General features: G+C 42.2%; 10 protein-coding genes. 2 read left to right on the forward strand and 8 right to left on the reverse strand.

Annotation, left to right across the window (positions count from 1 at the left end):
* Positions 1–18 precede the first annotated feature (18 nt).
* The 7 genes from Q5866_RS10330 to Q5866_RS10360 all read right to left on the reverse strand — a co-directional run bounded on the left by Q5866_RS10330 (position 19) and on the right by Q5866_RS10360 (position 9,695).
* Positions 19–1,587: a RagB/SusD family nutrient uptake outer membrane protein gene (locus Q5866_RS10330; protein ID WP_186977388.1), complete on the reverse strand. Its 1,569-nt coding sequence runs from the start codon at positions 1,585–1,587 to the stop codon at positions 19–21.
* A gap of 12 nt (positions 1,588–1,599) precedes the next feature.
* Complete coding sequence (locus tag Q5866_RS10335; protein ID WP_186977390.1) at positions 1,600–5,130, reverse strand: SusC/RagA family TonB-linked outer membrane protein; 3,531 nt, start codon at positions 5,128–5,130, stop codon at positions 1,600–1,602.
* Positions 5,131–5,292: 162 nt separating this feature from the next.
* Positions 5,293–6,420: a FecR family protein gene (locus Q5866_RS10340; RefSeq protein WP_186977393.1), complete on the reverse strand. Its 1,128-nt coding sequence runs from the start codon at positions 6,418–6,420 to the stop codon at positions 5,293–5,295.
* 510 nt (positions 6,421–6,930) lie between these two features.
* Positions 6,931–7,470 (reverse strand): RNA polymerase sigma-70 factor, encoded by a 540-nt coding sequence (locus tag Q5866_RS10345; protein WP_186977395.1) that lies wholly within the window; start codon positions 7,468–7,470, stop codon positions 6,931–6,933.
* A gap of 159 nt (positions 7,471–7,629) precedes the next feature.
* The gene (locus tag Q5866_RS10350; protein WP_303180133.1) at positions 7,630–8,622 is read right to left on the reverse strand and encodes an NAD-dependent epimerase/dehydratase family protein; all 993 of its coding nucleotides are present in this window, start codon (positions 8,620–8,622) and stop codon (positions 7,630–7,632) included.
* Positions 8,622–9,029 (reverse strand): OsmC family protein, encoded by a 408-nt coding sequence (locus tag Q5866_RS10355; RefSeq protein ID WP_099289916.1) that lies wholly within the window; start codon positions 9,027–9,029, stop codon positions 8,622–8,624. The genes Q5866_RS10350 and Q5866_RS10355 overlap by 1 nt, the downstream gene beginning before the upstream one ends.
* A 315-nt stretch (positions 9,030–9,344) precedes the next feature.
* Entirely contained in the window at positions 9,345–9,695 is a 351-nt protein-coding gene (locus tag Q5866_RS10360; RefSeq protein ID WP_303180086.1) for a YraN family protein, read from the reverse strand.
* A gap of 211 nt (positions 9,696–9,906) precedes the next feature.
* Here Q5866_RS10360 and Q5866_RS10365 point away from each other — a divergent pair, with 211 nt between their 5' ends.
* Complete coding sequence (locus Q5866_RS10365; protein WP_303180088.1) at positions 9,907–10,713, forward strand: glycogen/starch synthase; 807 nt, start codon at positions 9,907–9,909, stop codon at positions 10,711–10,713.
* 74 nt (positions 10,714–10,787) lie between these two features.
* A complete protein-coding gene (gene glmS, locus Q5866_RS10370) occupies positions 10,788–12,626 on the forward strand; it encodes a glutamine--fructose-6-phosphate transaminase (isomerizing) (RefSeq protein WP_303180090.1) in 1,839 nt (612 codons plus the stop codon).
* Between the two features lie 33 nt (positions 12,627–12,659).
* On the opposite strand, the gene galE is transcribed toward glmS, so the two are convergent.
* On the reverse strand, positions 12,660–13,676 hold the full coding sequence (gene galE / locus Q5866_RS10375) for a UDP-glucose 4-epimerase GalE (RefSeq protein WP_303180092.1): 1,017 nt from the start codon (positions 13,674–13,676) through the stop codon (positions 12,660–12,662).
* Positions 13,677–13,797 lie beyond the last annotated feature (121 nt).

The raw sequence follows: 13,797 nt of genomic DNA on the forward strand, positions 1-13,797 counted from the left end.
ATTTTATTCAAATTATTATCATTGCGCTTTAATATCTTCTCTTACATTAGAGGTTACCAATCGATTGGCGTTCAGCTCGGAGTTAGGAATTGCTAACACATAGTTTTTACTACCTTGTGGTAACACGAATGTTTCAAAAGATGTTTTTGATTCATAAAACCGATGTATTTGCTGAGGCATCCCTTGACGGCGCAAATCCCAGAATCTCATGGTTTCTTCAAAACATAATTCTCTCCGCCGTTCTGCCCAAATAAATTTCACTAACTCTTCTTTATTGGCAAAATCTGTAACACTTTTCTCTACATACGTGGAGGTCTTTATTCTTTTAGCCCGTAATTCATTTATTAATTGAATGGCATCACTACTAATATCATTGGCTTGACGGGCATACGCTTCTGCTACATTTAACACGACTTCCACTGTCCGCCAATTCTCCCGACATCCGGAAGCTTTTAAACTACTCTTGTATTTAATCGGATAATGATATTTATATTTCCATTCATCCGGAATAATTCCAGGCCACCAACTCGGAGTAAATATATCTTGCTGAAAATAAGCTAGTAAACGTAAATCTTCCTCATCACCTTGTTCATACGCCTTGAGTAAAGAGCCGTCATCATTATGCGATACACGAAAACCCAAATTCCACATTGTTGTCGGGGAAGAAAGGAAATCATAATTGCTACTTGTTGATCCAAAAGTAAACACGATCTCTTTATTGCCATCAATATCCATAATTTTAAAATCAGCGACAACATCTGTCCCCATTATGCTTTCATCCACACCATTCAAATCAAGGATTGTTGAATTTTCCCGCAAAAAAACAGTTCCGATCTTTATTACAGTTTCCCAATCTTCCTGGAACAAAGCGATTCGAGTTGCGAGCAATTGAATTGCTGCCGGAGAAAGCATATGTTTATTGATTGATACTTCAGCCTGTGCGGCATACTCCTGAGCAATTTTGATGTCCTCATTAATTAACTCATAAACCTCTCTTATAGTGGAACGTTCACGGGGAGCAATATCAATTTGCGGTTGGGTACGAATAATCACGCCTAATTCGTCAAGATTATCCTTTGACCATGGCAACGCGTAAGTATTCACCAGGCAAAAATAATGATACGCACGCAAAGCATACGCTTGAGAAGCTAAAGAATTATATTTACCCAATTCACTTTCAGGATTATATTCCATCTCAGGCAAAGCGTCGATAATTACATTACATCCCAATATATCCTCATACCTTCGGGCCCAATTATTATCTGTAATCTTCTCTTCTATATTATAATGCCAAATATAAGCTTGTCGTCCCTCGCCCCCGGACAATACATCGAAACCATCTGAATTCCATGAACTATTCGGATCTTTTTCAAGGTATCCCATCTCGACATCATCCGTCATTAATTTAACCCATGCCACATCCGTATTAAAAGTACGAGGATATCCTTCTTTATACAATACCGGTACATATTCCAAAACAGTCTTCGGAATAAGTAAATCACCGGAATCATCTTTCAAGTAATCATCACATGATATATATGAAAATGCAATCATGCAAAATATACAGTATACAAGTATCCTATTCATAACTTCTGGTCGTTAAAATGAAACATTTATTCCAAGACTATATGTAGGTAAAAGTGGTATATTAGCACCAGGACTTTCCGGGTCCAGTCCCTCCCACTTCTTATCCGCAATAGTAAAAAGATTTGTAACTTGCAATCGTAAAGTCAAGCCGGACAAACGTAACTTTCTCAAATACTTTTCAGGCATCATATAACTTAAGGCAACCATTTTCAACTTAAGAAAATCTCCTTTAGCCACACGTTCATCACTTTGATCATACATCGTCGTCGGATACCAATAAGAAAGCGCTCCCTCTCTACTGGCATTCAAATCCGGATTAGTAATCAAATCTGAAGAATTAGCATCATTATAAAGTGCTGGTATAGAAGTATACTTCTCATCACCCGACTTTTTCCAACGATGCTTTAGTTTACTTGACACATTGCTTAACGGATCAAAAACCGCTCTCTCGTCCTCGTAAACTTGTGGCAATCTCTGCACATTGCCAATGTTGTACGAAAAAGCCAAAGAAAGTGAGAACATCCGCTTATAGGTAAATTGCGTATCAAAACCTCCGGACAATTTAGGGAATATAGAACCGCTATTTACCAATTCCATCATATCCGGTTCTCCATAATGTACTTTTCTTCCATCTTTCGCGTAAAATAACGCGTAACCATTTTCAGGTGAGAGACCGGCAAAACGGAAGGAATACATTGAGCCGACAGGAGCCCCCTCTACAGCAATCTCTCCGGCTAACAACATCTTTATTTCATCTATATTATTATAGATATCTCCATTAGCTAATGTAATTTCATTTACATTACGTCCGAAATTAACCCCGAATCTCCAATCAATATCTTTCGACTTAATCAATTCCAGATTCACAAACCCTTCAAATCCCGCGTTTCGCATTTTTCCCGCGTTCAAGTATAACATATACCTTCCATTGGAAGTTGCAACAGACTTTGACATAATTAAATCCGAAGTATATTTCCGATAAATGTCAAAACCACCCTTTACACGTCCGTCCAACAACATAAAATCCAAAGCGACATTCCATGTCTTTGTTTTTTCCCAACGTAAGTCCGGGTTAGGAAATCGTTGAATACTATATTGTTCCAAACCACTCGCTCCATCCCTATTCTCTACTTTGACGATCAGATTAGGAGTCGCATCCTCATGAATGTTCCCCTGTACACCATAAGAACCTCTTAAGGAAAGGTTATTTATCCAATGGATATTTCTCATGAAATTCTCACCGGTTATTATCCATTTTCCCGCAATAGACCAAGTTGGCAACCAACGATATTTAGGATTACTACCGAACTTATTAGCTCCATCCGAACGGATATTACCATTCAACACATAACGATTGGCAAAAACATAACTAGCTGTCCCAAAAAACGAAGCCATTTGAGTAACATTATTTGTATTCCTTGGATTCATTAAACCCGTGGTCACATAATTCTTTACAAAATTCTCTGTATATTCGGGCATAAACTTTTCTCCAAATTGCGGTGTCCATCCATAACCTGTTACCGCATGCCCCTTGTACTTATTTGCCCGTGCTTCCACACCGCCCATCACATTTACCTCGTGTCTCCCGAATGTTTCTGCATAAGTTAAAGTATTTCTTATAGTATAACCTACTTTGCGGGTATCATTCTGTTCCAATATTCCTCCATAAGGCAATTGAGACTTTTGATACTGTTCCGACGCCGACTCATACTGTTTGTATTCATATCCGCGTATGTTGGTTATATAGTACGACTCTTCTTCCGCCCAATTTCTTTGTTTCGTGTTACTATTATGCATTGAAAACACACCCCCATAACTCAATCCCTTGAATAATTTCACATTTAATGCCAACATAGCGTTAAAATCATCCATTCTCGCTTCATTACCTGTTTTATCCATTTCCTTCAGTATATTATAATAAAGACCTTTCCCCTTATCATACATATGATAAGAACCATCTTCATTATAAGCAAGTAATGTCCTTGAACGTTGATAAGCATAAGTAAACGGGTTTATTGATGTATGATAACCTTCATTATTCGTCGTGCTAAAATCTATTTTAGCTTGAAAATTTATAAATTCGTTCACATCAACCCATACTTTAGCCAAGGTATTAAATCTTTCTTTTACAGAACCTTTAGCTCCTCCCTGCTCGTTATTATAACCGGCAGAAAAATAGTAACTAGCTTTTTCTCCCCCGCCGGAAACATTAACATTATGCGTATGAGTTACCGCCGCACGGAAAAGTTCTTTAAACCAATCCGTATTCCGTTTTTGCATAATTCGAATCTTATTGTCAAACTGTTCCTGTGTTAGTTTTTTACTATACAATTCCTCCAAAGCCCCCTCGTACGAATCTCCCGAAGGTACTCTAGGATAATCATAACCAGCCTCAACAATTTCTTTAGACAATTCCATACGTTCTTGGGAATTCATCCGTTTATAATTACTATACGAAGGACGGGTCACAACAGAAACATCTCCGTTATAAGTAATTACAGGAGCCCCTTTCCCTCCTTTTTTAGTTGTAACAACAATCACTCCATTGGCAGCCTTCACCCCATATATCGCTGTAGCAGAAGCATCTTTCAAAACCGTAATCGTTTCTATATCCTGCGGATTTATACCGGCTATAGCATTACCTATCAAGTATTCTGCATCTTCACTGTTGATATCGGATGCGGTAAAAGGAACATCCTGTTCCAAAATCACTCCATCAACAACCCATACCGGAGCTTTATTACCATTGATTGTAGCATTTCCGCGAATGCGAATTTTAGGTGTTGCACTTGGCTCTCCGGAAGTATTCATAACCATCATGCCCGGGATACGTCCCTGCAACATTCTATCAATAGAACCAACACCAGAAACCAAGATATCTTTAGCCTTGATCGTGGTTACCGCACTGGCAGATTCTCTACGAGATAAGGTAGTATACCCGGTCACGACAACCTCATCCATCTGCATTATATCTTCTTCCAATACGATTACCCACTCCCCTTTTCTCGGACGATCTTTAAAATTAAGAGTCTTGGTTTTCATCCCAATAAAAGAAAATACCAGCTCTACATTTGCCGTGGTATCCGGAATCGTGATAAAAAAAACGCCATCCACACCGGTGACAACACCCACTGCAGTCCCTTTTATTAATACCGTTACCCCCGGTAATGGATGTTTATTCTCATCCACGACTCGTCCTGAACCTACTGTGGATTTGTTATTGTCTTTCGTCTCAACCGCAGCTGCCAATTTCGGAGAAATCACCACAATCTGATCCTCGATCATATACCAGAGTTGCGTTCCTTTCAAACATTCCGCCAAGACTTCCTGCAAATCTTTATCCTTCGCATTCATTGTCACCTTCCCCACCTGCTCCACCTCATTGTTGCTATACACGAACTCATAACCCGTGATCTTCGTGATCTCTTTAAAAATTTCTTTAAGAGTAGCATCCTTTACGTCTATACTCAATCGCACTTGCGAAAAAGTATTCGCCGAAACCGTGGATAAACCCAGAACAAAAATGCAAATAAAGACTCTCATAATTCTTAACATTTTACAAATGACATTAGACTCCCATCCTATGTCAAAATCTCGAATTTTTTCCATAGATTTGTACTGATTAATAGTTAATAATTTGCCATTCCCCAATGGCAGTTATCTCAAGAGTGGGGTTCTGTTAGAGCAGAACCCTATTTTTATGCATCATTCCAATTGAACTATCAAAACCCGCTTATTCAATTCAAATTTCACCCGTGTCGTCAATGCCAGCAATTCCAATACCTTGTCTATCTTCTCGTACTTGGGCAGATTACCCGTGAAACGCATCTCCCGCAAGGCGGCATTCTGGATAAAGACATCTATATTATACCAACGTTCCAATTTCTTCAACACGTCTTCCAAAGGTTCGTTCTCGAACACGAATCGCTCATTTTTCCAAGCTATATAAGGATGAATATCCACTTGCTCGACCTTCAATTCATGCTCGACACAAGTCACTTGTTCACCCGGACTCAGCACCACTTGTTGCTGATTCAATGATACCTCCACAGCCCCTCTCACCAGTGTCGTCTGCTGATTCTCGTCCGGGTACGCTTTCATGTTAAAACACGTCCCCAACACCCGGACATCCATCCCGTTTGTCTTCACGATAAACGGTCGCAAACTATCTTCAGCCACGTCGAAAAAGGCCTCTCCTTCCAACAATACCTGACGATCTTTTCCCGAGAACTGTGCCGGATAACGAATCTTAGAATCGGCATTCAAAGTAACAACCGTCCCGTCAGCTAAATTCAACACGAACTCGCCACCTCTCGGAACCTGTAACGTGTGCCATTCGCTAGTCTTCTCCGCCGGAACTTCCGTGTAGACCAACTTTCTTCCGTCATTCACGAAGTTCTCCCCCTCCACCTTTTCATATAGGGTATCCCGCCCCGATTCCAACTCTATCGCTTTCCCCGATTCCAAGAATAAAATTGCTTTCGAACGTCCGTATTCTATTTCCTGTACATATTGTACCGGTTCCTCCCGCTCCTTCATTAAATACCATGCAGTTACCCCCAAACTGAATAAAATAATCACGGAAGCCGCATACTTCCATATCAAACGATACGCACTTTCGCGAGATTCAGTCAATCGCGGACTAAGTTTTTTCCAATCCTCCACGGAATTAAACCTTTGGTATCCGCGTATTTCATTCTGCACATAATCAGAATTTTGCAATCGTTCAAACAAGGCTCTATTCTTCTCGCTCTCGTTTACCCATTCCTCCAACTTTTTCGCTTCTTTAGCACTCGCCTCCTTCCGAAAATAAGCTAAAATCAAACGAACCACCTCTTTTCGATTATATCTTTTAACGATCGTTTAATGATGTTTGGATTTGTGTTATGAAAGAGGGAGAGATCGTTTTCTTTTAAACATCTAATATTTAAAACATTGACGAGAGAAAGATGCATCAGTTTAATAAAAAGGAAAAATGAAAATGGACATAAAAAAAGGATATAAAAAAACGATCGTTTAATCTTTACTATTAAAACAGCCAAAGTCCAAAAAGGATGACAAGAAAAACGAATTATTTTTTTAAATTTATCTATCCAATTTCTCGTTGCGTAATTTGCGCAGCGTAAATTACACAACGGGAACATCCTACCGTGAACCCAAGGTAATCCCAAGGTAATCCTACCTCTCCTTCGAAGCTGTTTCGTATATCCGCCAGTGCATCACCATCTCCAGCTAGTCGAGCAACGGCGAAGATTCCGCATTGCTTCGAAGGAGGGGTAGGATTATGGTAGGATTACCTTGGGTTCACCATAGGAATACTCTAAAACAGCAGTCATCAATTGATCAGAAAAACATGAAAATCACCACGGGATAAAGATGCTGTAAACGCTCCCGAAGATATTTTTTGGCACGCTGCCGCTGTGTCTTCACGGTCGATTCTGCCACGTCCAGTTGCTCACAAATAGTCTTGATATCAAGCATTTCCACGTAACTCATTTTAAAGATACGGCGGCATTCAATCGGCAATTCTTCTATCGCTGCAAAAACCTCCTCGAATACATCGGTTTCTACTTGAAAACAGAAAACATCCTCTTCGTCAAGAATTTTCCATTCCATACTCCGGTTGGCTTTCTCACGGGTATGTAACTTATCCAAATAATTGATAGCAGCATTCTGAACGCAAAGATACAGATAAGACTTCAGAGCCGTTTCGTTCGCAAACTTGCCTTGGGATTCCCAAAAACGAAGGAAAACCTCTTGCACGATATCCCGTGCCGCCTCCTCATCATGCACAAATTTATTGGCAAAATAACAAAGTGAAGCGTAATACCTATGGAATACACTTTCAAAGACTTTCGGTTGCTTTACATTCACTATATCCACGAACGTCATTTTAAAAGGTTAAATCAACTCTCATCTGCCTCACTCTCTGACTCCAAAAATACATTATTTCTGTCAAACATTAACAAAATAGAACAGGAAATATAACATCAAACAGTTAAATCGCTCACTATAAAGGAGTATCCAAGAGAAAAATAATATTCACAAATGAATAAAGAATCGAGCCGTTTCCTCCAAGGTATGAAAACGAAAATCAGGTAACGTTTTCAACAATTTGGCACTGGAATAACGGGATTTATTTCGAGAGGAACGGGCGGTTTCACGTGTAAAAGCCGGTTTCTTTCCTGTAAACAAGGAAAAGAAAGCGAGCAAACGCCAAGCTAAAGAAGTCATCCAAGGCGCCATCCGTATATATGGCGGTCGTTTCCCCGCGGCACGGGCTATCACGGCAAACAACTCCTTGTAAGAATAATTTCCACCGCAAAGCACGAACCGTTCTCCCCGGATGGAAGAAATATTTACCAAACGAATCATTACCTCGCAAACATCCCTCACATCCACGTAACCGTTCACCCCATCGGTGTAAAAAGGCATTCCTTTCCGGGCTTGCTCGAACAACTTGGCACTACTACGTCCCCGAAGTCCGGTACCCAGAATAATCGCCGGGTTGACAATGACAGCCTCCATCCCTTTCCGCACGTAATCCCACACGATCTTCTCGGACGCTCCCTTACTACCCGAATAAAGCGAATGAACAGAGCCGGGGATTTCGGGTGTATCCTCGTCAATAATGACACTCTCGTCAGGAGCATCCCCCAAGGCGGCAATAGAACTCACGAAACAGAGCCGCACGCGATGTTGTAGGCAAAGGGAACATATATTCTCTGTTCCCCGGATATTCGTCTGCAACAGAGTATCCCGGTCGCTCCCGTTAAAAGAAACCATCGCCGCGCAGTGGTACACCGTGTGGACTTTCTCCCCGTACGGGGAGATGGATTCCCCATCCAACACGTCACCCTCTACCCATGTTACACGAGAAACAGCTTCTTCCGGGGATGAGAAATAACGAGAAAAGAGAGCCATTGTCTCCTCGACACGACTCTCTTTTCTTTTTAATGCTATGATTTTCTCGCCCGAACGAGCCAGATGACACAACAAATGGCTACCCAATAACCCGGTAGCCCCGGTTACCATTACTGCCAATTAAACACGATGTTTTGTTTCACATCGGGATGCAAACTCAAATGCACGGGACAAGTATGCGCCACACGTTCCAGAATCTTTTTCTCTTTCTCGGTATACCCGTTCGCCGGGAAATTAAAGATCACATCAATCTCCGCTATACGGCGAGGCTCTGCAGCCATCTTCTTGGTGATCTCGATGTCAGTTCCTGTCAGGTCGATTCCGTTATTTTGGGCATAAATTCCCATGATTGTCATGGCACAGGCCGCCAAAGAAGTAGAACACAAATCGGTCGGAGAAAAAGCCTCCCCCTTACCGTTATTATCCGTCGGCGCATCCGTGATGATCGTCGTACCACTCTGTAAATGCGTGCATTCCACGCGTAAACCTCCTAAATATTTTGCTTTTACTGTTGCCATACTCTCTTTTTTTTAGATTTAACTCTCCAAAAGTAATCATTTCCGGACAGCTTTACAAGAGAAGAGGTCGGTGAAAAAAACATTTCCGCAACCTCATGGACGCTGTCACCCTTACAAACCCTAGGTGTCAGCTTTTCCTTTCGGTTTTGTAAATTTTGAATTAATTCCCTAAATTATCAAGATTTATCCAATGATTCTCGATTTCTAGCACAATTTTTGATATACCTCTAGTATCCCTATTGACACTTTTCTTATGCCGGGTGGCATTCATATTCCTACCACACCACACACACGACAGAAGCCACCCGGTTCTTTCTAAAACAAATCAATAGCTTCACGCACGTACTTGATACGCATATTGGAACCCGTGACAACCACGAGGTCGAAACGTATTTCCCGATGTATATTCTTTTTCGTGAGATAAGCAGCCCCGGCAGCTTGCAGACTTTGCTTTTTCTTGTAATCCAACAACTCGAAAATATCCACCTCTTCGCTCGTCCGGGTTTTCACCTCGACCACGACAAGCATCTCTCCGTCCAAACACACGAAATCCAATTCCCGACGTCCGATTCGCCAATTACGTTCCAAAACAGTATATCCCAGATCTAACAGATAAAGATACACCTTATCTTCTCCCAACTTTCCAAATTCATTATGCCAAGCCATAGTCAAGTCTTCCCCTAATTTACAGGCTAAAAAGAGTTCCGCAATGTTATATAAATCTAAGATAAAAGCAAAATATTTTGCATGAAAATCCTTGAAAGGAGTCATTTTAGAATTTCAAGTGGTTTATTTTGAGAGAGGTTTATTACCTCGAAGTTTTGAATTCTAATCGGAATTGCCTATCTTTGTAAGGTTTTTGGGAAAAGTAGTAGTTATGGCTAAAAAAAGAGTTTTATTTATATCTCAAGAGATTGTACCTTATCTTCCTGATTCCGAAATGGCTAATATCGGAAGATATTTACCTCAGGGGATTCAAGAAAAAGGTAAAGAAATCAGAACGTTCATGCCGCGTTACGGCTGTATCAATGAAAGACGCAATCAATTGCACGAGGTCATCCGGTTATCCGGGATGAATTTGATTATCAATGACACTGACCATCCTTTGATTATCAAGGTTGCATCCATACAATCTGCTAGAATGCAGGTGTATTTCATTGACAACGAAGATTATTTTCAACGCAAACACACGATCGCCGATGAAGACGGAACATTTTTTCCCGATAACGACGAACGTTCGATATTTTTCGCACGGGGTGTTTTCGAAACGGTACGCAAACTAAGATGGGCGCCGGACTTGATCTATTGTCAGGGATGGTTTACCGCGTTGATTCCGCTTTACCTCAAAAAAGAGTACCATGATGACCCGGTATTCTCCAAAACAAAAGTGGTGTTCTCCACTTACAACGATAGATTCGAGGGGAAATTGGATAGCAAATTCGAGGAGAAAGCTATAACGGAAGGTGTTGCGCGCAAAGACGTAGCCCTTATAAAAGATCCGACACACACGAATATCAACAAATTGGCATTCCAATACGCGGATGGCATCATCTTTAATCACAAGGACGTGGATGACGAACTGCGTGCTTTCGCCAGCGAATTGAAGAAACCGACCTTGGAGTACCCCGGGGAGCAATGCTATATTGATGCATATTCCGACTTTTTTGACAAAATAATCGAATAAACATAGAAACAAGCGGCAATGGTTGTTAGCCGCTTGTTTTATTATTAACAAATATATAAAACACGACAAACATTATGTGTGGTATTGTGGGATATATCGGACCCAAAGAAGCCTGTCCGATCTTAATCAATGGTCTGAAACGCCTGGAATACCGGGGATACGATTCTGCCGGGATCGCGTTGATTCACAACGATGACATCAGAGTTTACAAATGCAAGGGAAGAGTGCTCGACCTCGAACAACACATGGAGCTCGAAGACACGAGTGCCACGATCGGGATGGGACATACGCGCTGGGCTACCCACGGGGAGCCGAATGACGCAAACGCTCACCCGCATACTTCCATGAACGGTCTTTTCTCTATCGTGCACAACGGTATTATCGAGAATCATTTCCTGTTGAAAGAAAAATTACAGGCAAGAGGATACGCGTTCAAAAGCGAAACCGACACGGAAGTATTGGCAAACCTCATCGAGTACATATACTTGAAAGGTCAGATAAATGCAGAAAACGCGGTTCGTCTGGCTCTGACCAAAGTAATCGGTGCCTACGGGCTCGTTGTTTTGTGTAAAGCGGAGGCGGATCAACTCGTGGTAGCACGCAAAGGCAGTCCTCTGGTAATCGGAGTGGGACAAGGCGAGTATTTCGTGGCATCTGACGCCACGCCTATCGTGGAATACACGAAAAACGTGATTTACCTGAACGACGATGATGTCGCTATCCTGAAAAGAGACGAGATGATCTTGAAAACGATCAAGAATACCCCGGTTTCTTTAAGCATCCAACACGTGGATATCGACATCGAGAAAATAGAAAAAGGCGGTTTCCCGCACTTCATGTTGAAGGAGATTTTCGAACAAGTAAATTCTATCTATGACACTATCCGGGGACGGGTGAACGTGGATGCCTCCGAGATTTACCTTGGTGGTATCTCTGAAATCATCCCGAAGATGGTAAACGCGCACCGGATTATCATTATCGGTTGCGGAACGTCATGGCATGCCGGACTAGTCGGCGAGTACATGCTGGAAGAATTTACCCGTATCCCGGTAGAAGTGGAATACGCTTCGGAATTCCGTTATCGCAACCCGATAGTGAATGAAAACGATATCGTGATAGCCATCTCCCAAAGTGGAGAAACAGCCGACACATTGGCAGCTATCAAGTATGCCAAAACACACGGGGCCACGGTTATAGGCATTTGCAACGTAGTCGGTTCAAGCATCGCACGCGAAACGGATGCCGGGGTATACACCCACGCGGGACCGGAAATCGGTGTCGCCTCCACGAAAGCGTTCACCGCCCAAATATCGGTACTTGCCATGATGGCTTTGCAAATAGGTCACCGTAAGGGGACACTGGCAGACGATATATATAAAAAATATATCAACGAACTCTATAACCTACCGGATAAAGTCAAAGCTATACTGGAAAAGGACAACATAATCAAAGAAATTTCCGCTATCTACAAGGACTCCACGAATGCCATTTATCTGGGAAGAGGTTGTCAATTCCCCGTGGCTCTCGAAGGAGCGCTGAAGTTGAAAGAAATTTCCTATATCCATGCCGAAGGATACCCGGCAGCGGAGATGAAACACGGTCCCATCGCCTTGATTGACGAGAATATGCCCGTGTTCGCCATTGCCACGAACGACAATTACTACGATAAAATCGTTTCCAACATCAAGGAGGTACAGTCCCGCAAAGGACACGTGATCGCTCTGGTAAACGATAACGACACGCAAGTCACAAAACTAGCGGAACACGTGATCGAAATTCCCGAAACACTGGAATTCCTTTCCCCGCTGCTGAACGTGATTCCATTACAACTCATCTCCTATCACATTGCAGTGATGAGAGGCTGTAACGTGGATATGCCGCGCAACCTTGCAAAATCGGTAACTGTAGAATAAAGCAATAAAAAAGGGGTTTTAAAAACCCCTTTTTTATTGCTTTAACGATTGCTGCCATTTCCACGCATTCCTCATCGTGTCCTCGATCGGTGTCGCGGCCTTCCATCCCAACTCTTTATTCGCTAAAGTCGTATCAGCCCACACCTTCTCGATATCACCGGCACGACGTCCCACGATTTTGTAATTCACCTTTACCCCGGTTGCTCGCTCAAAAGCATGGATGATCTCCAACACGGAAAGCCCTTTTCCCGTCCCGATATTGAAAAACTCGTAATTCGCCTTATTCTTACCCTCGAGCAAACGGCGAATAGCCACCACATGAGCTTTTGCCAAATCCACCACGTCAATATAATCACGTAAAGGTGACCCGTCGGGTGTATTATAATCATCACCGAACACACTCAATTGCTCCCGGATACCGATAGCGGTCTGTGTCAGGTAAGGAATCAGATTATTCGGCACGCCATTGGGCAACTCCCCGATTAAGGCAGTCGGGTGCGCCCCTATCGGGTTGAAATAACGCAAAGCCAACGCGTTCATCTTCGTTTCCACCTTCATCAAGTCACGGATAATATCTTCACTCATCACCTTGGTGTTCCCGTAAGGCGATTCGGCCTCGTGGCGAGGAGTCTTTTCCGTCACGGGAAGTACATCCGCTTGCCCGTATACCGTGCAAGAAGAAGAGAATACCAGATTCGGCACTTGAAACTCACGCATTGCATCGAGCACGTTCATCAATGAATTCAAGTTATTGAAATAATACTCCAACGGCTTATGCACGGATTCGCCCACCGCTTTCAACGCGGCAAAATGAATCACCGCCTTGATATCCGAATGGCGAATAAAAAAATCTCTCGTTGCCACCCTATCGGTAAGATCAATCTCCTCAAATTCGGGACGAATACCCGTGATCTTCTCGATCCCGTCCAACACGTCAATACTTGAATTCACTAGATTATCGGCTATAATCACGTCATAACCACTCTGTTGAAGTTCCACCACCGTGTGGGACCCGATATACCCCGTACCTCCTGTCACAAAAATTTTCATACACCAATAATTTTTTCTCAATTTATAACAATCTGTGTGTCTGTAATAGACAGAACAAAGTAAATAATAATAATCCGAAATGCCTAAAATGAGTTTGACAACCTTGCGTTTTTTCTTACCT

The sequence above is a fragment of the uncultured Butyricimonas sp. genome (assembly GCF_959596855.1).
Lineage (GTDB): Bacteria > Bacteroidota > Bacteroidia > Bacteroidales > Marinifilaceae > Butyricimonas > Butyricimonas muris.

Excerpts from the sequence above, each read along its gene's own strand:
- Q5866_RS10330 (WP_186977388.1), bottom strand. The coding sequence starts at position 1,587 with ATGAATAGGATACTTGTATACTGTATATTTTGCATGATTGCATTTTCA.
- Q5866_RS10335 (WP_186977390.1), bottom strand. The coding sequence starts at position 5,130 with ATGAGAGTCTTTATTTGCATTTTTGTTCTGGGTTTATCCACGGTTTCG.
- Q5866_RS10350 (WP_303180133.1), bottom strand. The coding sequence starts at position 8,622 with ATGGTAACCGGGGCTACCGGGTTATTGGGTAGCCATTTGTTGTGTCAT.
- Q5866_RS10355 (WP_099289916.1), bottom strand. The coding sequence starts at position 9,029 with ATGGCAACAGTAAAAGCAAAATATTTAGGAGGTTTACGCGTGGAATGC.
- Q5866_RS10360 (WP_303180086.1), bottom strand. The coding sequence starts at position 9,695 with ATGGCTTGGCATAATGAATTTGGAAAGTTGGGAGAAGATAAGGTGTAT.
- Q5866_RS10365 (WP_303180088.1), top strand. The coding sequence starts at position 9,907 with ATGGCTAAAAAAAGAGTTTTATTTATATCTCAAGAGATTGTACCTTAT.
- glmS (WP_303180090.1), top strand. The coding sequence starts at position 10,788 with ATGTGTGGTATTGTGGGATATATCGGACCCAAAGAAGCCTGTCCGATC.
- galE (WP_303180092.1), bottom strand. The coding sequence starts at position 13,676 with ATGAAAATTTTTGTGACAGGAGGTACGGGGTATATCGGGTCCCACACG.